This is a genomic window from Pseudoclavibacter sp. RFBB5 (genome assembly GCF_002931555.1).
Lineage (GTDB): Bacteria > Actinomycetota > Actinomycetes > Actinomycetales > Microbacteriaceae > Pseudoclavibacter.
The window spans coordinates 210003-231884 of record NZ_PSTZ01000005.1 but is presented as its reverse complement, the minus strand read 5'-3'; the positions used below and the strand labels follow the sequence as shown (position 1 = coordinate 231884).

Here is a 21882-nt window from a genome sequence, read left to right as displayed (position 1 = left end):
CGCACCCATACGGGGAATGCAGGCTCGTCGCGCGACGAGCCTGCATTCTTCGTATGGATGCACCTGGACGAACGCGGGCGGAGGTCCGGAGCAGGCGATCGTCGTTGACGGAGGAAGGGCGGATGGCGCGGGCGCGTGAGTCAGATGAGCGCGGGGCGGCGCGTGCTCTCGGCTCCCCCGTCGGCGTAGATGACCTGGCCGGTCACGTAGCCGTTGTCCTCGCTGGTGAGCCACGCGAGGAGGTTCGCGACGTGGCTCGGGTCGCCCGTCAGCTGCCCGTCAGGGACTGCTTCTTCACGACCGAGCGCTGCGCGGCTCTCCGACGTCTCGAGCGCGCCCGCGGTCATGGACATGAACGCGCGCCCCGGAGCCACGACGTTCAGGGCGATGCCCTCGCCGCCCCACTCCGGCAGGGTCGCCGCGCGCCTCGCCCAGCGTGCGACGGACTGCTTCGACGTGGTGAAGAGCACGGACCAGCCGAGGGGCGTCACCGCGGATGCGAGCTCGTCCGCGTAGGCGAGGGCCGCTTCCTCGTCACCCGTCTCGATGAGGTCGAGCAGCTGGGCGTCGACCTCCTCGAGCGCGACGAGCGTGGCGACGACCGCCGCGCGCGGAGCATCCGACAGCGCGAGCAGCGGCCGCAGGCCCTCGAGCGTGGCGACGGCCCCGAAGTGGTTCACCGAGACCGTCTCAGAGGCAGGCCGCATGCGGTCTGCGATCGCGAGCGCACCGTCGACGATGCCCCCGCTGAGCTCGGTGGCCTGCGCGATGAGCTCGGCTCGACCTTCCGCACTCGTGAGGTCGACGTTGATGTCGGCTCCGGCGAGATCGACCCCGATGACGCGGTGCCCGTCTTCTCTGAGCTTCAGCGCCGCCGCCTTGCCGATGCCGGTTGCCGAGCCTGTGACGACGTACGTGCGAGTCATGGGTGAGGGTCCTTAGCACTGGGTGAGCCTTCGCTCAATGACAGAGGTGCCGCAGAGCTACGCGGCGGACCGTGCCCATGAGCACAGTTCAGGAGAGCCGAGGCGTGGGCGCCGAGGGTGGCTCAAGCCTAGAACTGAGGCAAGCGTCCGCCTCGAATTTAGTCCACTTCAGTAGGCCGCCTAACAATTGTCGGAGGTTCGCGACGCATCCGGACGCCACCCAGAGGCTTCACCGGAAGCACCCCCGTACATTGGCCGCATGACTTCTCGGAAGCCTCCCCTCCGTTTCGGATCGCAGACCGTGCTCGTCACGGGCGCGAGCTCTGGCCTCGGTGCCGAGTTCGCGCGCCAGCTCGCGTCGCGCGGCAGCGACCTCGTGCTCGTCGCCCGCCGAGAGGCGAAGCTCGAGAACCTCGCCGACGAGCTGCGAAGCCGGTACGGGGTGACCGTCTCGACGATCGCCGCCGACCTCGGCGCGGCGGGCGCCGCATCCATGCTCAACGCGGAGCTCGAACGCCGAGACGTGCACGTGACGAGTCTCATCAACAACGCCGGATTCGCGACGAGCGGTGCCTTCCATGACGAGGACGCGGAACGCGTGCGCGCGGAGATCGCCCTCAACGTGGCGGCGCTCGTCGACCTGACGCAGACGTTCATCGGGCAGCTCCGGCAGGGTGACGGCTTCCTCGTCAACGTCGCGAGCGTCGCCGGGTACCAGCCGACGCCTGGCTTCGCGGTCTACGGGGCGACGAAGGCCTTCGTGCGGAGCTTCACCGAAGCCCTGTGGGCCGAATCCGCGGGCACCGGCCTGCGGGTGCTCGCACTCGCGCCTGGCCCGACCTCGACGGAGTTCTTCGACGTCGCGGGCGAGGACATCGGCTCCGGGCTGCCGCGCATGACGGCCCGCCGCGTCGTGGCGATCACCCTGCGGGCCCTCAGGAAGCGCGACCCGGGGCCGTCGGTCGTCCCCGGGCCCGTCAACACGATGCTCACGCTCGCGTCGAAGTTCGCGCCTCGCAGGCTGCTGCTGCGCGGGATGAACCGCGCGTCGCGCTGACGAACCGCAAGTGTTCGTCAGCGCGACGCGGGCCGAGCGTGATCAGCGATCAGCGATTGATGGCGAGGTGCCCGAGCGCCGTGACCGGTGTGACGCGCCCGTCGGCGAGCTTGTACTGGCAGCCGACGATGCTGAGGGCGCCGCTCGCGACGGCGTCGCTGAGAACGCGCGAGCTGCGCACGAGCGCGTTGATCGTCGAATAGAGGTGGCGGCGCCCCACGGCGTCCGGGTCGATCTGCGCCTCGTCGACGTACGGCGTCGACTGGTCGCTCGTGAACCACTCCTCCTGGACGGAGGGCTGGATGCGCGCCAGCTCGTCCCTGATCGCGGGCGTCACGTCGTGCGGGTGCGCCGTGGTCTGGTTGATGGCGGCCTTGACGGCGCCGCAGGAGCCGTGGGCGAGGACGACGATGACGGCGACGCCCAGTTCGGCGACGGCGAACTCCATGGTCGCCGTCGTGTTCTCATTGGCGATCTGGCCCATGTTGCGAGCCACGAACAGGTCGCCGAGTCCGCAGTCGAAGAGGATCTCGGCGGCGACTCGCGAGTCGGAGCAGCCGAGGAATGCGGCATTCGGCGCCTGGCTTCCCGAGAGCTCGGTGCGGCGCTCGGTGCTCTGCTGCGGGTGCAGCAGGTCGCCCTTGATGAAGCGCTCGTTGCCGTCGACGAGGGCATCCCAGGCCTCCTGGGGTGTGACGCGTGATGAGGTCATTCGTTCTGTTTCCTTTCGAGGTTGACAGGCATGCGCCTGCACTGGAGGTTCTGCGGGGCAGGGTCAGGCGCGAAGACGCGCCTGAGCGGCCGCGAGACGGGCTCGAAGACCGTCGACGAGGCGCTCCCAGATCGGCAGCGACGTGATGAGCGCGGCGAGGATGATGACGGTGGCGACCCAGCTTGCGACGATGCCCGGGATCGGTGCGATGAGACTCGCCCAGAGCAGGATGCTGAGCGCTCCCAGACAGTAGGCGGCCCCCGCCTTCAGATGCCGGTGGCGTGCGAGGCCGTCGCTCGCGACCACGCGTCCGGTGACCAGCGCGAGCAGGACCGCGCCGACCGTCACTGCCGCCGATGCGATGAGAATCTGCAGGACCGGACTGGGCACAGCCTTGACGGACTGCAGCACGGAAACGCCGTCGAGGATCTCGCACATCAGGAAGATCACGAGCGCGCGCTCGAAGATCACGGTTCCGGCGTGCACGGACACTCGACGCCCGCCTGTGCCGCGGCGAGCCCAGGCGGCGATGCCTTTCGAGAGCGCGTACGTGGCCCCACCGGCGGCACCGCACGCGAAGATGATGAGGGCCGCATGTGGCGGCACGAGGAACGCCCCGACGGTCGCGCCGATCACGGCGGTCGAGACGGATGCGAGCCACGGGCGTCGGACTCGAGCCAGGCGCGCTTCTGCGGGCCCGAGCCACGACCCTCGACTGGTTCGATCGGTGTTGAAGAGGTACTCCGCGAAGACGAGCCACACGAACACCGCTCCGTAGGCGGCAATCGCCGGTCGAATGTGCAGGAGATCGGACGCGAACGCGCTCGGATCGGTGACGACCTCGATGAACGCATTCCAGAGGTGCGTGTCCCCTTCCCGGGCATGCTCGACCGCCACGGCGAATTCAGGCAGCAGCAGGCGCCCGAGGAGCTCGCCCACGACGAGCCCGAAGGTGAGGAAGATTCGACGGGACCGCTCGTCGATGCGAGTTGCGACGCCCGCCATGGGCACTGCGGACTTGACCCCCATCGTCGTCTCGAGCACCACGAGGAAGAGGAACGCGACGGCGATCTGGAGGCCGAGCACCTCCCAGGCGACGACGGCGACGACGGCCGTGAGAATGACCGGCACGGTGAGGACACGGTTGAGCTTTCGAATCAATAGGCTCTCCTGACTGATGAGGCGGACGAGCGGAGTCGGGGCTCCCCCACCTCGTCTTGGACCTGTCCAAGCTAGCAGTGAAGTGAACGACGATGCATTTCTCCTGATCCGCCCGGCGATCTGCCCCACCCAAGGGACCCATGAGACCCGGGGAATAGGGGAACTCCCCGTCAGGAGATCCGGCTCCGACGCTCGGCGTCGCGAGTCGCCAGCACTCGCCGACCGGAAGGTCGTCGTAAACCCCTGACTCGGCTGAGCAGTGCGGGTTTTCCGGCAGCACGCCTGGCGCTGAAGCGGGGTCTCGTGTCACGCTGACGCGGAACGATGACGGAACCCGGCTGCCGAACTCGACAGATCGGACCACTCGCCGCGACCATGCCCGCCAGTGGCACGGTCAGCGTGCGTGCCAGAAAGTGAACTGACATTCCTCGCGCGAAGTGAAGGGCGCGGGTCAGTGGAGGAGGCGTCCGATGCTCGTGAAATGCTGGCTGTAGCCGTCGACGAGCTTTCGGGCCACGGCAACCGAATCGACGAGCGGGTGCGCGGCGAAGCCACGCCAGGCGAGCTCGCGGGAGCCGCTGGTGGCTGCTTCGATGACGAGCTGCTCGGCCGCCTTGACCTGAGTCATGAGCCCGAGCATCTCGCCCTCGACAGGGGCGATCGGCCACGGATGCACGCCGTCGGCATCGACGACGCAGCCGACCTCGACCACCGCATCCTCGGGCAGGGCAGGTACGAGTCCGCCGTTGCGCACATTGAGGATCATGGTCGCCGGCGTTCCGGACGAGAGGGCGGCCATCAGGTCGAGGGCGACGCTCTCGTAGCCGCCTCCAGCGACATCCTCGACATCGCGCTCCTCGCCCTCTTCGCGGCTCTCGGCCATGTAGCTCGCCTCGCGCTCGTGACGTGTGCGCATCCAGGACTCGAAGGGGTCCGTGCCGGGGTTCGCGAAGAACGCCCCCTGCTGCGCGTCGAGATACTCGCCCCTCGTCGAGGCGGCGGCGCGGATGCTCTCGTTCGCTTCGCGCGTGAAGGAGTAGTAGTAGAGGTACTCGTTGGGCAGCGCGCCGAGGGCCCGCACCCAGTCGAAGCCCAGGAGGCGAGCCTCCTCGATGCGCTGCAGCGAGGCGTCCGAGGCGAGCAGTTCCGGCAGGCGCTCGACCCCGTCGACCTCGAGCGAGCGCAGCCAGCCGAGGTGGTTGAGCCCGACGTAGTCGAAGGCGAGCCCCGAGGAGGCGCTGGCGCCCGGACGCGCCGCCGCTGGTGCCCCCGCGACGGCAGCGGCTCGCCGCAGCAGACCGATCGGGGTGTCGCAGATGCCGACGACACGACCGCCGAGCACGCCGCGCATGGCTTCCGTGACGATGCCTGCCGGGTTGGTGAAGTTGATGACCCACGCCTCCGGCGCGACCCGACGGATCGTCTCCGCCAGCGAGATCATGAACGGGATCGTGCGCAGCGCGTAGGCGAGCCCGCCCGGGCCGACCGTCTCCTGGCCGAGCACGCCGAGCTCGAGGGCGATGCGCTCATCCGCCACCCGCCCCGCCGTGCCGCCCACGCGGACGGCGCTGAAGACGAAGTCGGCGCCCTGGAGCGCCTCTTCGAGGTCGGTCGTGACGGTGATCCTTGGTGCGAATCGACGCTCGCTCGCGATGCGCTCGACGATCACACGGATGATGGCGAGCCGCTCAGGTGAGATGTCGTAGAGGCTCAGCTCGTCGATGCGGACGGGGGCCTCGTCGGACGCGACCGCCTCGAACACCTGGGGAACGCGGAACCCTCCGCCTCCGATGATCGTCAGCTTCACGAGAACATCACCTCTACTTCCGCCTCGCGGAGGACGGCGAGCGTCGCCGGGTCCGCTTGTCTCTCCGTCACGACACCCGTGATATCGCTGGCCCCGCAGACCCGCAGCAGTCCGACCCCGGGGAACTTGGTCGCATCCGCGAGCACGACGGTCCGCTGCGACGACGCGATCATCGCGAGCTTGACGGGAACCTCGGTCCCGGTCGTGTCGGAGACCGTGCCGTCTGGACGGATGCCGCTGGTGCCGAGGAAGCAGACGGTGGCCCGGATCTGCGCGAGCGCCTGCTCGGTGAGCACGCCCACCATGGAGCTGTAGTTCTTCCGGACGACCCCGCCGAGCACGATGAGCTCGACCGTGTCGTCGTCCCGCAGCGCATCGACGACGGCGAGGCTCGAGGTGATGACGGTGATGCGTCGGCCGCGCAGCTCTCTCGCGAGGTGGGCCGTGGTCGTGCCGATGTCGATGAGGACGACGTCGCCGTCGCGCACCAGCTCGGCGGCCCGGGCCGCGATGGCGCCCTTCTCGGAGCTCTGGTGCGTCGCGACCTCGGAGAACGGAACCCGGTCGGGCTCGACGCTGCCGCCGCCTCTGACCCGGCGGAGCAGGCCCTCCGCGCTGAGCGCGTTGAGGTCGCGGCGCACCGTCGACGGCGAGACCCCGAACTGCACGGCCAGCTGCTCGACGGTGACCTGCCCGTCGGCGCGCAGCGACTGCAGGATGCGAGCCTGGCGGGTCGTGGTGAGCATGCGAGGCATCGTAGCAGTCACGGACGCGCAGCATTCAAGCGCGAGTGAGCACGACTTGACGCACGAACGATCACCGCGCAGGATGTGTGAGCAACACCGCTGTTGCACCCGAGAGGAGCCGCGATGGACTCCGCACGCGACCCCATGTCGCCCCTGATCCAGGCGCCCGCCCAGTTCCAGGCGCCGCAAGCAGGAGCGACGGCGGATGCACGCTTCGACGTCGTGCTCGCCGGCTCCGTCTTCTTCGACATCGTGTTCACCGACCTGCACGGCGTGCCGAGCGCCGGCACCGAGGTGTGGGCAGACGGCATGGGGTCGACGCCGGGCGGCATCGCGAACCTGGCGGTCGCCGCCAGCCGCCTCGGACTCACGACCTCTCTCGCGTCGGTCTTCGGCGACGACGTCTACGGGCGCTGGTGCTGGGAGCTCCTCGAGGAGCACGAGGGCATCGACCTGAGCCGCTCGCGCCGCTTCGAGAACTGGCACACCGCCGTCACCGTCTCGGTGGCGCAGCACGGCGACCGCAGCATGATCACCCACGGGCACCCGAGCCCGATCTCGAGCGACGCGCTGCTGGGCGACGGCATCTCGAGCCGCACCGCGCTCACCGAGCTGGGCGTCATGTCGAGCCTCGAGCAGGAGCCGTGGTGGCTGCGCGCCGCCGGCCAGGGCACCCGCATCTTCGCCGACGTGGGCTGGGACGACACGGGCGCGTGGGACCCGGCCGTCCTCGAACCGCTCGCCTCCTGCTACGCCTTCCTGCCCAACGAGCGCGAGGCGGTCGAGTACACGCGCACCGAGTCGCCGCTCGCCGCAGCCCGCGCGCTCGCCGCGCACGTGCCGCTCGTCGTCGTGACCTGTGGCAAGGACGGCGCGATCGGCATCGACTCCGCGACCGGCGAGGAGGTCCGAGTGCCGGCCGTGCCGGTTCGCGCGTACGACGCGACCGGGGCCGGAGACGTGTTCGGCGCATCCTTCGTGCTCGGGACCCTGCGCGACTGGCCGCTCGAGCAGCGCCTCACGTTCTCCGCGCTGTGCTCGGCGCTCGCCGTGCAGCAGTTCGGGGGCTCGCTCGCCGCGCCCGGCTGGGGTGACATCGCCGACTGGTGGGAGGCGACGCGAGCTTCCGGCGACGCCGACCTCATCCGCCGCTACGGCTTCCTGCAGGATGTGCTTCCCCCCGAGCGCGCCGGCGCGGTGCGCCGTGCGGAGGCGACCTTCCGCCTCGTCGACCATTTCCCTCCCGGAAGGCACAGCCTCTCGGGCGGACAGGGTCCCGCCCCGCGCGACGAGAATCCCGTCGGCTGACGCCCAAGCGATATCTTTACCCTCTGCTCCCCCGCTGCGATAGGAAGGCCCAACATGTACGAGAAGCACCGGAGAACCGCGGCGGCCGCAGGCGGCTTGGCGCTCATCCTCGCACTGGCGGGCTGCGCGCCAGGCACCGGCCAGACAGACGGCCCCGCCGAGCCGGCAGGCGACATCAGCACCGACATCTCGCAGGTCGGGGACGTGACGCTCACCGTCTGGGACCAGGAGGTGCGCGGCGGGCAGAACGAGCAGATCGAGCAGCTGAACGCGGCGTTCGAGGAGCTGTACCCGAACGTGACGATCGAGCGGAACTCGCAGGCCTTCGACGACCTGGCGACGACGCTGCGCCTGGCGCTCACCGACGACAACGCGCCCGACGTCGTGCAGGCCAACAACGGCCGCAACACGATGGGGGCGTTCGTCGAGGCCGGGCAGCTGCGCCCGCTCGACGACTACGCGGAGGCGTACGGCTGGTTCGACCGCTACCAGGAGTCGATCCTGCAGTACTCGACGTACAGCGACGACGCGAAGGTGTTCGGCGAAGGCAACCTGTACGGCCTCCCCCAGGTCGGTGAGGTCGTCGGCATCTTCTACTCGAAGGCGAAGCTCGACAAGCTCGGCATCGAGGTGCCCGGCACCTGGTCGGAGTTCGATTCCGCGCTCGCGACGGCGAAGGCGGCGGGCGAGACGCCCATGCAGCTCGGCAACATCGAGCAGTGGCCGGCCGGGCACGTGTTCGGCCCGCTGCAGGGCGGCTACGTGGATGCGGAGACCATCACGAACCTCGGGCTCGGCAACCCCGGCGCGAGCTGGACCACGCCGGAGAACGTGGAGGCGGCATCCGCCCTCAAGGGCTGGGTGGATGACGGCTACTTCAACAGCGGCGTGAACGGCACCGACTACGACGCCGCCTGGCAGGCGCTTGCAGACGGCAACGGCGTCTTCCTCATCGGCGGCTCGTGGCTCGCGGCCGACCTCGAGGCGAGCATGGGTGACGACCTGGGCTTCTTCGTGCCGAAGACGGATGACGGTGCGCTGGCGACGACCGGCGGCACCGGCCTCCCGTTCGCGATGACCTCGGCGGCCGACAACACCGACGTCGCGGCCGCGTACATCGACTTCCTGACGAGCGACGACGCGATGCAGATCCTCGCCGACACCGGCAACCTGCCCGTCAACAAGTCCGCCGAGCTGGCGCCCGAGTCCGGTGTCTTCGCCGACATCTACGGCGCCTTCGGCGAGGTCACGGAGTCGGGCAGCGTGCTCCCCTACCTCGACTACGCGACGCCGACCTTCGGCGACACCATCGGCCAGTCCCTGCAGGGGCTCATCGACGGGCAGCTCACGCCTGAGCAGTTCACCGAGGCCCTCGAGACCGACTACGCGGCCTTCACTGCAGCGAACGAGTGACCCCGGTGTCGTCGCTGATGAGGAGCATCCGTCTGGGCCTGGCCGTGCGTGCACGGCCAGAGCGTCTCCGCGGATGACGATCAAGGACCCGACGGCGCGCGAGCGCCGCCCAGCGAGGGGTGCCAGCCGTGGCACCCCCGCCTGGGTGCCCTTCGCGTACCTCGCGCCCGCGTTCCTCCTCTACGGCACGTTCCTGCTGTTCCCGCTCGGTCGGGCCGTGCAGTTCTCGTTCTTCGAGTGGGACGGGCTCGGCGCATCCACCTTCGTCGGCTTCGACAACTACGTGCAGATCGTGCAGGACGAGCGGCTGCGGGAGGCGTTCGGGCACGCGTTCGTGCTCATCTTCTTCTACGCGGTGCTGCCCCTCGCCGTCGGACTCATGCTCGCGGCGATCCTCACGCGGGCGAGGGTGCGGGGCCTCGGCTTCTTCCGGACGCTCATCTTCCTGCCGCAGGTCATCGCGATGGTCGTCGTCGCCGTCACGTGGCGGCAGATCTACGCGCCGGATGGTCCCCTCAACGGGCTGCTGCGCCTCGTCGGGCTGGAGAGCTGGACGCGGGCGTGGCTCGGCGACTACACCTTCACGCTGCCCGCCGTGGGGCTCATCGGCTCGTGGGTGTCGCTCGGCCTCGTGACCGTGCTGCTCATGGCCGGCATGAGCCGCGTGCCGAAGGAGCTCTACGAGGCCGCGCGGCTCGACGGCGCGGGACCCGTGCGCGAGTTCTTCTCGATCACCCTGCCGTCGGTGCGTGGCGAGATCACGGTCGCCCTGACCCTCACGATCGTCGCCGCGCTCAAGACCTTCGACCTCATCTACGTCACCACGAGCGGCGGGCCCGGCACGTCGACGACCGTGCCGAGCTTCGAGGTGTACCGGCGGGCGTTCGAGCTCGGCGAGGTCGGGGCCGCCACGGCAGTCGGCGCTGTGCTGACCCTCATCGTCTTCGCCATCAACTTCGTCGTGAACCGGATCGGGGACCGCGCATGAACGTCTCCGTCTTCGAGAAGGTCGCCAACTACCTGATCCTCGGCGTCTTCGGGCTCGTCATCCTCGGACCGATCAGCGTCATCGTGACCCTCGCGTTCGGGCCGGAGAACGCGACCGTCGCCCAGGAGGGGCGCATCTTCCACTGGGAGAACTTCCCCACGGCCTGGGAGGTCGCCCGCTTCGGGCAGTACATGCTCACGTCGGTGGTCGTCGCGGCGATCGTGGTCGTCGTCGCCGTGCTCGCCTCCATCCTTGCCGGCTACGCGCTCGGCACCATGAAGTTCCGGGGCGCGACGCCGATCTTCTACCTGTTCCTCCTCGGCATCATGGTGCCGACGGAGGCGTTCATCGTGCCCCTCTACTTCGACCTGCGCACCGTCGGGCTGACGAACACGGTGTGGGGGGTCGCGTTCCCGCAGATCGCCATGTCGATCGCCTTCGGCACGTTCTGGATGCGCACCTACTTCCGCTCCTCCAGCCAGGCCCTCATCGACGCGGCCAAGCTCGACGGGGCCGGCTCCATGCGCATCCTCTGGCAGGTGCTCGTGCCGATCGGCCGGCCCGCCATCCTCACGCTCGTGCTGCTGACGTTCATGTGGACCTGGAACGAGTTCCTCATCCCCCTCGTGATGTCGCCGAACGGCAGCGTGCGCACGGCGCCCCTCGGCCTCGCGTTCTTCCAGGGCCAGTACACGCAGGGCACCGCGCTGCTCGCGGCCGGCGCCATCATGGTGGCGCTGCCCGTCGTCGTGCTCTACATCTTCCTGCAGCGCCACTTCATCCAGGGGATGCTCGAGGGGGCGGTCAGGGAGTAGCCGGCCGGCGGGCGCCGGGCACGTCGCGCGTCGCCTCACCCGTGTAGTCGGCGAGCAAGGGCGGCGGCAGCGGGCCCTTGATGCGCTGCCCCGCCTGCTTCTCCTCCCACGCGTGGGCGAGGATCCCCACGGAGCGCGAGAGCACGAAGAGGCCCCTCGCGAGCTCCGGCTGCACGCCGAGCTCGGCGTACACGATGGCGGAGATGCCGTCGATGTTCATCGGGATGCGCCGCTCCCCCCGCTCGAGTGCGCGCTCGAGCGCCAGACCGGCGGCGAGGTAGCGGCCCGAGATGTCCCCCCTGGCGACGGACTCTTCGACGAGCCGCAGCAGCGGGTCGCGGCGCGGGTCGCGGGGGTGGAACCGGTGCCCGAAGCCCGGGACGAACATTCCCCGGCTCTTGTGGTCGGCGATCGCCTCGCGGGCGAGCTGCTCCAGCGCGACGCCCTCGGACTCGTGCCGGGTGACGAGGTCGTTGAGCAGCTGGACGCACTGCTGGCCGGCTCCGCCGTGCGTGTCGCCGAGCACGTTCACCCCGTTGGCGACGGCCGAGTTGAGGCCGACGCCGCAGGTGGCCGCCATGCGCGCGCTGGCAATCGACGGCGCCTGGGGACCGTGGTCGACGCTCGCGACGAGCGTCGCCTCGAGGAGCTCGGACACGGCCCGCGTCGGGAGCGCCCCGGTCGTGAGGAGCCAGATCGTGCTCACGAATCCGACGTTGCCGATGACGTCCTCGATCGGGTAGCCGCGGAGCTCGATCTCCCCCGGGGCGATGCGGGTGACGCTGGTGCTCCACCACGCGGTCGCGTCGTCGACGGTGGGCTGGCGGTCGGTCGTGCTGCTCATACGGCTCGCTCCTCGTGAAGTGCTCGGATCTCCGCCTCGTCGTAGCCGAGCTCGTGCAGGATCTCGTCGGTGTGCTGGCCGAGCCCCGGCGGGGGAACGGTGGGGGCGCTCGGTCGGTCATCGAGGCGGATGCCGTTGCCGAGCACCCGCAGGGTCTCGCCGTCGCGCCCGGGGAAGGGCAGATCGTGCACGAGCTCCCGGTCGACGATCTGCGGGCTGGCGAGCATCTCCGGAACCGTGAGGACGGCGGCCGCCGGCACGCCCCGCGCCGAGAGCAGGTCCTCCCAGTGCGCCGTGTCGTGCGCGCTCAGCGCCTGCTCGATCTCACGCGTGAGCTCCGCCCGGAAGCGCTTGCGGTCCTCCCGGTCGTGGAAGCGCGGGTCGTCGGCCAGCTCCGGGCGGCCGATCGCCTCGGTGAGCGCGACGAACTGCTCCTGCTTGTTGGCCGCGATGTTGAGCGCCCCGGTCGCTGTCTGGAAGGTCCCGGACGGCGCCGCCGTGCCGTTGTCGTTGCCGAGGGCGCGCGGCACCTGGTCGGCGACCAGGTGGTTCGACACGACCCAGCCCATCGCGGTGACGGCGGTCTCGAGCATCGACACGTCGATGCACGAGCCCGCACCGGTGCGCTCGCGTCCGTGGAGCGCGGAGGAGATCGCGAACGCGGCCGCGAGCCCGCCGAGCGTGTCGGCGATCGGGTAGCCGGCCCGGAGGGGGGAGGTCTCCGGGGTGCCGGTGACGCTCATCATCCCGGACCCACCTTGGATGATCTGGTCGTAGGCCGGCTTCGAGCGCAGCGGCCCCGTCTGGCCGAAGCCCGAGATGGCGCAGTACACGAGCCTGCTGTTGATGGCGCGCAGCGCCTCCCAGCCGAAGCCGAGCCGCTCGAGCACGCCTGGCCGGAAGTTCTCGCAGAGCACGTCGGCCTCGGCGACCAGGCGCTGCATGACCTCCCGGCCGCCGTCCGACTTCAGATCGAGCGTGATCGAGCGCTTCTGGGCGTTCTGCGCCAGGAAGGAGACCCCCATCAGGCTGCCGTTGAGCTCGGAGTCGGCCCCGAGCCTGCGGGCGAGGTCTCCGCCGTCCGGCACTTCGACCTTGATGACCTCCGCCCCCATGAGGGCGAGCTGGTAGCAGGCGTACGGCCCCGCCAGCACGTTGGTCATGTCGAGCACGCGGACTCCCGCGAGTGGGCCTGATGGGGTCTCGGTCATACCGTGACTTCCTTTCTCGCAGCGAGCTTCGTGCGGATGACCCGCACGATGACGAACGCCACGGTGAGTGCGAGGACGGAGTAGAGGGTGATGGTGATGGGGCTGTCGATGAGCACGCCGGGGTCGCCCTCGCTGACGGCCATCGCCCGGCGGAACTCGGTCTCGGCGAGCGGCCCGAGGATGATCGCGATGAGCATCGGGGCGACGGGCAGCCCGTAGCGCCGCATCGTGAATCCGATGAGCCCGATCACCACGACGAGCACGAGGTCGAGGATCTTGCCGCTCGTGGCGTAGACGCCGAGCATCGCGAAGAGCGTGATGCTCGCGTAGAGGTAGTGGCGCGGGATCTTCAGCAGCTTCGCCCAGAGCGGCGCGAACGGGAGGTTGAGGATGAGGAGCACGACCATGCCGATGAAGAAGCTCGCGAGCAGCGCCCAGACGAGTTCGCTGGAGCGCTCGAACAGGAGCGGCCCTGGCTGCAGACCGTACTGCCGGAACGCGGCGAGGAGGATCGCAGCGGTGGCCGAGGTGGGCAGGCCGAGCGCGAGCAGAGCACCCATGGCGGTTCCCGCGGTGGCGTTTCCCGCAGCTTCCGGGCCGGCGACACCCTGGATGGCGCCGAAGCCGAACATCGGCTTCTTGCGGCGCTTGTCGAGTCGACGCTCGGCGCCGTAGGAGAGGAACGTCGGCACCTCGGCGCCGCCGACGGGGATGATGCCGAAGGGAACGCCGATCGCGGTCCCCCGCAGCCAGGCCGGCATCGCCTGGCGGAGCTCGCTGAGCGAGAGCCAGAGGCGCCCCTTCGACTGGATGAGACCGGTGTCGTCGGAGTAGCCGCGGCGCCCTGCGACGGCGAAGACCTCGCCGAGCGCGAGCAGACCGACAGTGATGACGACGATGTCGATGCCGTCGAAGAGCTCGGGGATGCCGGCCGTGAAGCGCGATGTGCCCGAGATCGAGTCGATGCCGACGACGGAGATGGCCAGGCCGAGGACGAGCGCGGCGAGACCGCGGATGATGGACTGCGTCACGACCGCAGAGATCGCGATGAACGCGAAGATGGCGAGCGCCAGGTACTCGGCGGGGCCGAACAGGGTCGCGAGTTCAGCGAGACGGGGCGCGAAGAAGACGACGAGGATCGACGCGAGGATGCCGCCGATGAAGGCGCCGATGGCCGAGGTGGCGAGGGCCTGAGCCGCTCGTCCGCTCTTGGCCATGGCATGGCCTTCGATCGATCCGGCGATCGCCGTGCTGTTGCCCGGCGTGTTCATGAGGATGCCGGCGATCGAATCGCCGAAGAGCCCGCCGAAGAGCACGCCAGCGAACATGATGAAGGCGCCGATGGGGTCGAGCGAGAACGTGACGGGGAGGAGCAGGGCGACGGCCATCGCTGAGCCGAGGCCGGGGAGGACCCCGACGGCCGTGCCGAGCACGGCGCCGATGAGCACCCAGAGCATGTTGATGGGGGTCAGGACCGTGAGGAACCCTTCCCCGAGGTTTGCGAGCGTATCCATCAGAGGACTCCTACGAAGATGCCGGGAGGAAGGTTGAGGCCGAGCCCGATCGAGAACGCGATCTGCACGATGGACGACATCGCGAGCGCGAGGAAGATGTCGTACACGGGTCGGCGGCTGCCGAGGGCCCTGGAGATACCCCAGAAGAGGAAGGCGCCGGAGAGCAGCCAGCCGAGCGGGGTGAGCGCGGCGATGAAGACGATCGTCGTGCCGAGGGCGCCAAGCAGGGAGCGGACGTTGGTGCGCGGCCTGATGTGCTCGGCCGCGAGCTCCTTGTCCTGCACGACCGCGAGCTCGTCGCGGTCGAAGTCGGAGAGCTCGTCGACCTCTTGGTCGACGACCCTCTTCTCGCCTCGGAGCTCAGCAAGGTCCGGCTCTGCCACTCGCGTCGGTTCCGGGTTGCGGATGACGTCGACGGCCAGGAAGGCCGCCACGATGAAGATCGCGACCGAGATGATCGCCGGGAACACCTGCGGGCCCGGCTGCGAGACGTTGCTCGGCACGGCCATCGTGACGGTGCCGATGACGAGGCCGATCCCCACGAGGGTGAGGATCCCCGGCACGATGAGTCCGGTGCGGCGGCGCCACCAGCCAGGGCTCGCGGTGGTGTCGTGCTGCGTCCACGCTGAGGTGGGGATGACGCCGGTCATAGTCCGAGCTCCTCGATGATCTGGTCGACTCTCGCCTGGTCTTCTTCGATGAAGGCGGCGAATTCGTCGCCGGTGAGCACTGCTGGCTCCCAGTTGTTGCGTTCGAGCGTGTCCTGCCATTCGGGAGTGGCGACCATGTCCTCGAAGATCCCGACGAGCTGGTCGCGTTCTGCGTCCGTGATGCCGGGAGGGGCGACGATGCCTCGCCAGTTGGGGAGGTGGACGTCGACGCCCTGGTCCATGAGGGAGGGGATGTCGATGCCGTCGACGGGCTCTTCCGCTGACACGGCGAGCGCGCGGAGGTTGCCCGCCTCGATCTGGTCGCTGAACTCGTTGTAGCCGCTGACCCCGACGGCGACGGTGTTCGAGAGCAGCGCGGTGAGCACCTCGCCACCGCCCGCGTACGAGACGTAGTTGAGCTCGGCCGGGTCGATGCCGACATCCTCCGCGACGAGGCCGGCGAGGAGATGGTCGGTGCCGCCGACACCGCCACCGCCGACGGCGAGCGCGTGCGGGTCCGTCTTCCAGTCGGCGATGAAGTCATCCAGGGTCTGGTACGGCGAGTCCGCCGGCACGATGAAGACCTCGTAGTCCTCGGCGAGCCGCACGATCGGTGTCGTGTCGGAGAGGTCGACGGCGGAGTCGTTGACGTTGATCGCGCCCATCATGACCGTCCCCGTCATCATGAGGTTGGTCGGGTCAGCGCCCAGGCCCACGAACTGCGACAGTCCGATGGTGCCTCCGGCGCCGGGCACGTTGACGACCTGGACGTTGTTGACGATCCCGTCTGCACGCAGCGCCTGCTGTGCCTCCCGTGCCACTCCGTCCCATCCACCGCCTGGCGCCGCTGGCGCCATGAACGTGAGCTTCGTGCTCGGGTCGGTCCCGGTCGTCGAGTCGCTGGCGTCGAACGCCGCGATCCCGACGAGCACGGCGGTCGCGGCGATGCCGAGTCCGCCCATGAGCTTCCGTCTTGCTGTCACGATCACTCCCTTGTGATTGACTTGTCCACACAGCGGACACTTCTGTCCACCAGATGGTACGCTAGTGTGACCGGGCAAGCAAACGATCCGAAGCCGGAGACCCCATGACAAGCGCCGACGACGCCCCCGCCCAGCGGTCAGAGCCGGGTGGCATCCGCGCCGTGAGCCGCGCCCTCGATGTCCTCGACTGCTTCGAGAACGAGGGCCAGTCGCTGGCCGTCTCCGACATCGTCCGCCGCTGCGAGCTCCCTCGCACGACCGTGCTCCGCCTCGTCGACACCCTCGTGGGCGAGCGGATGCTGCAGCTCCTGCCCGATGGCCGCGTGAGCGTCGGCCCCCGCATGATCCGCTGGGGAGCCTTCGCGAAGGCGGCCTGGTCCGCTCCGGCAGCCACGCTCGATCGACTCCGGGAGCTTGCCGAGCAGACCGGTGAGACCGTGAGCCTCTACGTCCGCCGCGACCTCAAGCGCGTCGCCATCGCGCAGGCACCCGGGCGGCACACCATCCGCCACGTCGTCCAGGTCGGCGACGAGCTGCCCATCTGGCTCGGCGCCGCATCCACGACCCTCCTCAGCGGAGAGCGGCCCGAAGCCCTCGACGCGGTGCTCGCGCAGCTCGACGCCGACGAGAGCATCGACGTGGACACCGCCGCGCTGCGCCGTCGTGTGGATGAGATCCGCGAGCAGGGCTGGGGCCTCAGCCACGGCGAGCGGGAGTCCGGCAACAGCGGCCTGGCGATGCTCGTGCCCGAGAACCCGGACCGACCCCACCTGCAGCCCGTCGTCGTCGTGCTCGGCGGACCGACGGCCAGATTCGTCGACGCCCGCATCCCCGAGTTCGTCGACGCGCTCCGCGCCTGCGTCCGCGACGTGCCACGAACCGGGCTGCCGCCCGCACTCGAATGACCTCGCGGTGCGGTTCGAGACCGCCCGCGCCCGCAATCCAAGCAGGACCCTGAACCGACGAAGGAGACGGTGCGATGAGCGCAACGGTGTTCGTGACGGCCCCACGACTCGGTCACGCCGGGGTTCGAACCCTGGAGGAGGCCGGAAGCAGGATCATCTACCTGCCTGACGGCGGGGGTCGCGCCGAGGTCGAGGAGATCATGGCCAGCGAGGCCGTCGACGCGGTCATCTCCCGCACCGTCGAGCTGTCGGCCGCAGCCATCGAGGCCTGCCCGACGCTCCGGGTCATCTCGAAGCACGGCGTCGGCGTCGGCAACATCGACGTCGACGCGGCGACCGCCCACGGCATCCCGGTCTTCACCACGCCGGGCGCCAACGCCCAGTCGGTCGCCGAGCTCACGATCGCGCTCATGTTCAACGCCGCACGTCGGGTGTCCTGGATGGACGCGGAGATCCGGCAGGGACGCTGGAGCAGGGCTCAGGACGGGCGGCAGCTCGCTGGCGCCACGCTCGCCCTCGTCGGTGCCGGCCAGATCGGTCAGCGGGTCGCGCGCACTGCGGCGGCGACGGGGATGCGCGTGCTGGCCTTCGACCCGGGATTCGGACTGGACTCCCCCATCCCGGAGCTGACCATGGTCGGCAGCCTCGAAGAGCTGCTCGCGCAGGCCGAGGTGCTGAGCATCCACGTGCCGCTCAGCGAACGGACGCGCGGCCTCATCGGGGCCGAACAGCTCGCCCTGCTGCCGGCGGATGCGATCGTGCTGAACACGGCCCGCGGCGAGGTCATCGACGAGCCCGCCCTCGTCGAGGCGCTTCGCAGCGGCCAGCTCTTCGCTGCGGGCCTCGACACCACCTGGTCGGAGCCCATGGAGCCCGGCAACCCGCTGCTGGACTGCCCGAACGTCGTCGTCACACCCCACGTCGGGGGCTCCACCCCAGCGGCCCTGGAAGCCATGGCGCTGGCCGCCGCCCGGAACATCCTCGGCTGCCTCGAGGGCACGCCCCCGGACGCACGGTCCTGCGTGAACCCCACCACTCTCTCGATCGAACGGAGCAACGCATGACCGAGCAGGACCCCACCGCGGCACCCGCCTGGCCGACCGGCTACTTCATCGGCGAGCGTGCACCCGACCTCCCCGCATCCCTGATCGACGCGTTCCGTGAGATCCCCGTCGCCGTCGCCGGCGACTGCCTCGGGCGCTCCGTCGGCGCGCTCGGCCTCCACGCCTATCACGGCGACGCGCCGCTCTCGGGGCAGGCCGTCACCGTGAAGATCCGGCCTGGCGACAACCTCATGGTGCACAAGGCCATGATGGATGCCCACCCGGGCGACGTCATCGTGATCGAAGGCGGCGGCGACCTCAGCCAGGCGGTCATCGGAGGGCTCATCCGCACGAGCGCCATCACCAAGCGACTCGGCGGCTTCGTCATCGACGGGGCCCTGCGCGACGTCGCCGAATGGCGGGACGGCGGCATGCCCGCCTACGCGCGCGGACACACGCACCGCGGACCCACGAAGGACGGCCCGGGCCAGATCAACGTGCCCGTGTCCATCGCGGGCCTCGTCGTGAACCCAGGCGACCTGGTGCTCGGGGACCTCGACGGCGTCCTCGCCGTTCCAGCACCGCGAGCGGAGTCGCTCCTGCAGGACGCACGCAGGCACCTCGACCGGGAAGCCCGCATCCGCAAGCACAACGAGGAGGGCACCTCCGACCCCGAACGGTTCAACGCGCTCCTGCGCCAGAAGGGCCTGCCCGTCTGATAGCACTCGCCGCCGGACGGGGCGCGAGGCGCGGCTTGTCAAGCGCCGGGACCTCCCACCCGGCGCCGCGTACAGTGATCCGTCGGTCGTCGCGGCACCCCCGAGCCGCGGCCCAAGAGAGGCTTCCCGTGCGACGGTTCCACTGCGATGTGTGCGAGAACGAGGTCTTCTTCGACTCCGTGTCCTGCGAGCGCTGCTCGTCGAAGCTGGGCTACGTGCTCGGCCTCGACGACGTGCTCGTCGAGGGCGGCGACGCGGCGGCGGACGCGGGCCTGCGGCGATGCAGCAACGCCGAGCTCGCCGGATGCACGTGGCTGACGGCGCAGCCTGGCGGGCTGTGCGAGAGCTGCCAGCTCACCCGCACCCGGCCGAGCGACGCCGACGCGAAGGGGCTGCGCCTCTTCCCCATCGCCGAGGAATCGAAGCGCCACCTCGTGCGCGACCTCACGCGCCTCGGCTTCGCGACCCGCCCGAAGGCGAGCGGGGAGCCCGCGACCGTCGGCCAGACGCCCGTCTTCGACCTGCTCTCGAGCGTGTCCGAGAGCGTCACGATCGGCCACGCCAACGGCGTCATCACGATCGACCTCGCAGAGGGCGACGACAGCTACCGCGAGCAGGTGCGGCAGCGCCTCGCCGAGCCGTACCGCACGATGCTCGGGCACTTCCGCCACGAGAGCGGGCACTACTACGAGTGGCAGCTGGTCGAGCAGACCGACCGCATCGACGAGGCACGGGAGCTGTTCGGCGACGAGCGCGCCGACTACCAGGCCGAGATCGACCGGCACTACGACCAAGGCCCTCCCGAGGGGTGGCAGCGCGACTACCTGAGCAGCTACGCGACCATGCACCCGTACGAGGACTTCGCCGAGACCTGGGCCCACTACCTGCACATCCAGGACACCCTCGAGACGGCCGTGGCCTTCGAGCTGCTGCCCGCGCCGGAACCCGGCGCGTCGGCCCGCGACGTGGTCCTCGACAGCTGGATGCCGTTCGCGACGGCCATGAACGTCGTCAACCGCTCGCTGGGGCAGCGCGACCTCTACCCGTTCGTCCTGCCGGACACGGTCATCGAGAAGCTCGCGTTCATCCACTCGCTGCGCGAGCCCTCGAGCATCCCGGCCTGACCTGGGCACGGCAACGAGCAATCGCCGGCCGGAAGCCCGTTGCGCGCTGTCGTCAGTCTGACGGCGCCCCTCAATCACGTCCGGTGTCGTCGACGGTGAGCAGTTGGAAGCCGATCGCAGCCTGCACCGCCTCGGCCCGAGTTGAGCAGGACAGCTTCTTGTAGATGGAGCTGAGCTGAGACTTGATCGTGTTCGGCGAAACGTGCAGCTGCGCGGCGATCTCGGCAGTCGTCTGCCGACGTCGGAGGGTGTGCAGGACACGCAGCTCGCCCTGGGTCAGCTTCGGCCGCGTCTCGACGCGGATGTGGTTGAGGCCAGCAATCGTCGCATCGAACGACAGCTTCGCGTGCTCGTCGAGTTCTGACCTCACGTGCGCGAGTACCTGCTGCGGAATCTGGCTCAGCATCCTCCGAGCGTTGCGGCGCTGTGCAATGTGGACTACGCGCTGTGCCGAGACAGAGTCGAGCGATCCCGTCCTCGCGACGGAGAACCACGCGGTGAGCAGTATCCGTTCAGTGTGCTCAACCGGGGAGAGCGTGCGGTGCTCAGCCATGCGCCCGAGATGCGCGTCCGCGAAGTCCAGTCGATCGTCGGCCAGCGCCAGGCGCACGGCTGCACTGGCCTCGAGAAACCCTTTCCGCTCCCCGTTCAGTGCCGCGCTGCGCGCCTGTTTCTTCGCGCCGAGCGCCCAGAGCGCATCGATGGACGCTGCATTCATAACATCGATGGCCAGGGACCCGTGTTGTTCGGGATGGGCGTCCCGCGACAGCTGCACGTACTCGAGAGCCTCCTCCGGGCGATGACGCGTGATCAGCGACCGAGTCCGCGCGAGCAGCGCATACGGCCAGGTCATTTGGAAGCTGTCGAATGGCTCGAGGCGCGCCAGCCTCGCATCAATGTCATCCACCATGCGCTCCGCGCCCATGAGCGCCGCGGCCGCGTGCTCCGCGACGTAGCTGGGTTCGCAGTATGGGGAGGTCGATTCGGTGAGGCGCGGGAGCTCCGCCAGGATGCGCTCCGCCTCCTCGAACGACCCGCGCTTGGCGTGTGCAAGGGCGATCCGCGACAGGGCAAGGCGCTGCACGTCCGGGCGATTCTCGATCTGGCCGATCTGGTGGGAGGTCGCGAGCTCAGTGAGCGCGGCACCGGTCTCGCCAGCGGCGAGCATCGTCGAGCCGATCTGCTGGTGGTAGAACCACAAGGGCCCATCCGCTCGCTCACGGAACCGGGTTCCTCTCGAACGGATGCGGTCGGAGAGACGCGTGCCATACGCCTGCGCTGCCGTCACATCACCGCTGTACCGGTAGGCGATCATCTGCGCCAGCGTGAGCATGTCGATCTCGTCCGTAGACATCGCCCGGAGGGATTCTGGACTGACCTTCGGCTTGAACATCGGGCGGCGATGCGTGAGCACCGGATTCACCCGGTGCATCACCCAAAGAACCGGGTAATCTTCCAGCAAGGAATTTGGGATCTGCTCGATTGCCGCGGTGAGCGCAAGATAGTGATTGTCGAAGAGCGGCCAGATCCCGGCCATTGCCGCTTGTGCGATCCTTCTCGGATCCCCTGACGCGAGCGCATCATTGAGAGCGTCGAGTGATTCCGAGGCAATTGCGGCATTCATCGATCACCATTCTCTAGGCACTCACTAACGTCTCTACCGACGCTTATGAAAGCGCCCACGAATCACGAACCGGAGCGCGCGCACCAATTGGAGACGCAGGACGACGCTCACTCTGGGGGTCGAGTGAGAGCGCCCTTTCGCGCTCGCCGACAACGTTCTCCTCAAACCAACTTCATCGCTGGACTGGAACGAGACTGCCGGGCAACAGAGGGTGAGTTCCGGGGTGAAACTCGACTTCACCCTAACGCGATCCAGCCACATACGCCAACATCCGGCTTTTCGGGCGTGGCTTGACGAGGAATCGGCCGGGTGATAGTGCGGGTGATGCGGGT

Annotated in this window: 20 protein-coding genes; 9 read left to right on the top strand and 11 right to left on the bottom strand. The window is 69.2% G+C overall.

Annotated features, from left to right (window positions below; all coding sequences use genetic code 11):
- Window positions 1-140: 140 nt before the first annotated feature.
- A complete protein-coding gene (locus C5B97_RS06125) occupies window positions 141-926 on the bottom strand; it encodes an SDR family oxidoreductase (protein WP_104311234.1) in 786 nt (261 codons plus the stop codon).
- A gap of 259 nt (window positions 927-1185) precedes the next feature.
- On the opposite strand from C5B97_RS06125, the gene C5B97_RS06120 reads away from it, so the two are divergent.
- Window positions 1186-1983 carry an SDR family oxidoreductase gene (locus C5B97_RS06120; RefSeq protein WP_104311233.1) on the top strand — a complete coding sequence of 266 codons (798 nt, stop codon included), beginning with the start codon at window positions 1186-1188 and terminating at the stop codon, window positions 1981-1983.
- A gap of 49 nt (window positions 1984-2032) precedes the next feature.
- Here the strand turns inward: C5B97_RS06120 and C5B97_RS06115 are convergent, their stop codons facing one another.
- The 4 genes from C5B97_RS06115 to C5B97_RS06100 all read right to left on the bottom strand — a co-directional run bounded on the left by C5B97_RS06115 (window position 2033) and on the right by C5B97_RS06100 (window position 6409).
- Complete coding sequence (locus C5B97_RS06115; RefSeq protein ID WP_104311232.1) at window positions 2033-2695, bottom strand: carbonic anhydrase; 663 nt, start codon at window positions 2693-2695, stop codon at window positions 2033-2035.
- Window positions 2696-2758: 63 nt separating this feature from the next.
- On the bottom strand, window positions 2759-3856 hold the full coding sequence (locus C5B97_RS06110; protein WP_104311231.1) for a DUF475 domain-containing protein: 1098 nt from the start codon (window positions 3854-3856) through the stop codon (window positions 2759-2761).
- A gap of 451 nt (window positions 3857-4307) precedes the next feature.
- A complete protein-coding gene (locus tag C5B97_RS06105) occupies window positions 4308-5663 on the bottom strand; it encodes a 6-phospho-beta-glucosidase (protein WP_104311230.1) in 1356 nt (451 codons plus the stop codon).
- Window positions 5660-6409, bottom strand: a complete 750-nt coding sequence (locus C5B97_RS06100; RefSeq protein WP_104311229.1) for a DeoR/GlpR family DNA-binding transcription regulator — start codon at window positions 6407-6409, stop codon at window positions 5660-5662. The genes C5B97_RS06105 and C5B97_RS06100 overlap by 4 nt, the downstream gene beginning before the upstream one ends.
- Before the next feature lie 123 nt (window positions 6410-6532).
- Between C5B97_RS06100 and C5B97_RS06095 the strand changes: the two genes are divergently transcribed.
- The 4 genes from C5B97_RS06095 to C5B97_RS06080 all read left to right on the top strand — a co-directional run bounded on the left by C5B97_RS06095 (window position 6533) and on the right by C5B97_RS06080 (window position 10933).
- Window positions 6533-7717 (top strand): PfkB family carbohydrate kinase, encoded by a 1185-nt coding sequence (locus tag C5B97_RS06095; protein WP_258068015.1) that lies wholly within the window; start codon window positions 6533-6535, stop codon window positions 7715-7717.
- A 54-nt stretch (window positions 7718-7771) separates the two neighbouring features.
- Complete coding sequence (locus C5B97_RS06090) at window positions 7772-9130, top strand: ABC transporter substrate-binding protein (RefSeq protein ID WP_104311228.1); 1359 nt, start codon at window positions 7772-7774, stop codon at window positions 9128-9130.
- 73 nt (window positions 9131-9203) lie between these two features.
- Window positions 9204-10118 (top strand): carbohydrate ABC transporter permease, encoded by a 915-nt coding sequence (locus C5B97_RS06085; RefSeq protein WP_104311227.1) that lies wholly within the window; start codon window positions 9204-9206, stop codon window positions 10116-10118.
- A complete protein-coding gene (locus C5B97_RS06080) occupies window positions 10115-10933 on the top strand; it encodes a carbohydrate ABC transporter permease (RefSeq protein ID WP_104311226.1) in 819 nt (272 codons plus the stop codon). Before C5B97_RS06085 ends, C5B97_RS06080 begins: the two co-directional genes overlap by 4 nt.
- Here the strand turns inward: C5B97_RS06080 and C5B97_RS06075 are convergent.
- The 5 genes from C5B97_RS06075 to C5B97_RS06055 are packed head-to-tail and all read right to left on the bottom strand — an operon-like array spanning window position 10923 to window position 16135.
- Complete coding sequence (locus C5B97_RS06075) at window positions 10923-11777, bottom strand: citryl-CoA lyase (RefSeq protein WP_104311225.1); 855 nt, start codon at window positions 11775-11777, stop codon at window positions 10923-10925. The genes C5B97_RS06080 and C5B97_RS06075 overlap by 11 nt on opposite strands.
- Window positions 11774-12988 (bottom strand): CaiB/BaiF CoA-transferase family protein, encoded by a 1215-nt coding sequence (locus C5B97_RS06070; RefSeq protein WP_104311224.1) that lies wholly within the window; start codon window positions 12986-12988, stop codon window positions 11774-11776. The genes C5B97_RS06075 and C5B97_RS06070 overlap by 4 nt, the downstream gene beginning before the upstream one ends.
- Window positions 12985-14502 carry a tripartite tricarboxylate transporter permease gene (locus C5B97_RS06065; protein ID WP_104311223.1) on the bottom strand — a complete coding sequence of 506 codons (1518 nt, stop codon included), beginning with the start codon at window positions 14500-14502 and terminating at the stop codon, window positions 12985-12987. Before C5B97_RS06065 ends, C5B97_RS06070 begins: the two co-directional genes overlap by 4 nt.
- Entirely contained in the window at window positions 14502-15152 is a 651-nt protein-coding gene (locus tag C5B97_RS06060; RefSeq protein ID WP_104311222.1) for a tripartite tricarboxylate transporter TctB family protein, read from the bottom strand. Before C5B97_RS06060 ends, C5B97_RS06065 begins: the two co-directional genes overlap by 1 nt.
- Complete coding sequence (locus C5B97_RS06055) at window positions 15149-16135, bottom strand: tripartite tricarboxylate transporter substrate binding protein (protein ID WP_258068013.1); 987 nt, start codon at window positions 16133-16135, stop codon at window positions 15149-15151. Before C5B97_RS06055 ends, C5B97_RS06060 begins: the two co-directional genes overlap by 4 nt.
- A gap of 104 nt (window positions 16136-16239) precedes the next feature.
- Here C5B97_RS06055 and C5B97_RS06050 point away from each other — a divergent pair, with 104 nt between their 5' ends.
- The 4 genes from C5B97_RS06050 (at window position 16240) to C5B97_RS06035 (ending at window position 19926) form a co-directional block, all read left to right on the top strand.
- On the top strand, window positions 16240-17040 hold the full coding sequence (locus tag C5B97_RS06050; protein WP_104311220.1) for an IclR family transcriptional regulator: 801 nt from the start codon (window positions 16240-16242) through the stop codon (window positions 17038-17040).
- Between the two features lie 74 nt (window positions 17041-17114).
- On the top strand, window positions 17115-18104 hold the full coding sequence (locus C5B97_RS06045; RefSeq protein WP_104311219.1) for a hydroxyacid dehydrogenase: 990 nt from the start codon (window positions 17115-17117) through the stop codon (window positions 18102-18104).
- Window positions 18101-18802 (top strand): RraA family protein, encoded by a 702-nt coding sequence (locus C5B97_RS06040; RefSeq protein ID WP_104311218.1) that lies wholly within the window; start codon window positions 18101-18103, stop codon window positions 18800-18802. Before C5B97_RS06045 ends, C5B97_RS06040 begins: the two co-directional genes overlap by 4 nt.
- Window positions 18803-18930: 128 nt before the next feature.
- Window positions 18931-19926, top strand: a complete 996-nt coding sequence (locus C5B97_RS06035; protein WP_104311217.1) for a putative zinc-binding metallopeptidase — start codon at window positions 18931-18933, stop codon at window positions 19924-19926.
- 70 nt (window positions 19927-19996) lie between these two features.
- Here C5B97_RS06035 and C5B97_RS06030 read toward each other — a convergent pair whose 3' ends face one another.
- The gene (locus tag C5B97_RS06030; RefSeq protein WP_104311216.1) at window positions 19997-21550 is read right to left on the bottom strand and encodes a LuxR family transcriptional regulator; all 1554 of its coding nucleotides are present in this window, start codon (window positions 21548-21550) and stop codon (window positions 19997-19999) included.
- Window positions 21551-21882 lie beyond the last annotated feature (332 nt).

Bases quoted from the DNA above. Each gene is read 5' to 3' on its own strand.
- C5B97_RS06125 (WP_104311234.1), bottom strand. From the start codon at position 926: ATGACTCGCACGTACGTCGTCACAGGCTCGGCAACCGGCATCGGCAAG.
- C5B97_RS06120 (WP_104311233.1), top strand. From the start codon at position 1,186: ATGACTTCTCGGAAGCCTCCCCTCCGTTTCGGATCGCAGACCGTGCTC.
- C5B97_RS06115 (WP_104311232.1), bottom strand. From the start codon at position 2,695: ATGACCTCATCACGCGTCACACCCCAGGAGGCCTGGGATGCCCTCGTC.
- C5B97_RS06100 (WP_104311229.1), bottom strand. From the start codon at position 6,409: ATGCTCACCACGACCCGCCAGGCTCGCATCCTGCAGTCGCTGCGCGCC.
- C5B97_RS06095 (WP_258068015.1), top strand. From the start codon at position 6,533: ATGGACTCCGCACGCGACCCCATGTCGCCCCTGATCCAGGCGCCCGCC.
- C5B97_RS06090 (WP_104311228.1), top strand. From the start codon at position 7,772: ATGTACGAGAAGCACCGGAGAACCGCGGCGGCCGCAGGCGGCTTGGCG.
- C5B97_RS06085 (WP_104311227.1), top strand. From the start codon at position 9,204: ATGACGATCAAGGACCCGACGGCGCGCGAGCGCCGCCCAGCGAGGGGT.
- C5B97_RS06080 (WP_104311226.1), top strand. From the start codon at position 10,115: ATGAACGTCTCCGTCTTCGAGAAGGTCGCCAACTACCTGATCCTCGGC.
- C5B97_RS06075 (WP_104311225.1), bottom strand. From the start codon at position 11,777: ATGAGCAGCACGACCGACCGCCAGCCCACCGTCGACGACGCGACCGCG.
- C5B97_RS06070 (WP_104311224.1), bottom strand. From the start codon at position 12,988: ATGACCGAGACCCCATCAGGCCCACTCGCGGGAGTCCGCGTGCTCGAC.
- C5B97_RS06065 (WP_104311223.1), bottom strand. From the start codon at position 14,502: ATGGATACGCTCGCAAACCTCGGGGAAGGGTTCCTCACGGTCCTGACC.
- C5B97_RS06060 (WP_104311222.1), bottom strand. From the start codon at position 15,152: ATGACCGGCGTCATCCCCACCTCAGCGTGGACGCAGCACGACACCACC.
- C5B97_RS06050 (WP_104311220.1), top strand. From the start codon at position 16,240: ATGACAAGCGCCGACGACGCCCCCGCCCAGCGGTCAGAGCCGGGTGGC.
- C5B97_RS06045 (WP_104311219.1), top strand. From the start codon at position 17,115: ATGAGCGCAACGGTGTTCGTGACGGCCCCACGACTCGGTCACGCCGGG.
- C5B97_RS06040 (WP_104311218.1), top strand. From the start codon at position 18,101: ATGACCGAGCAGGACCCCACCGCGGCACCCGCCTGGCCGACCGGCTAC.
- C5B97_RS06030 (WP_104311216.1), bottom strand. From the start codon at position 21,550: ATGAATGCCGCAATTGCCTCGGAATCACTCGACGCTCTCAATGATGCG.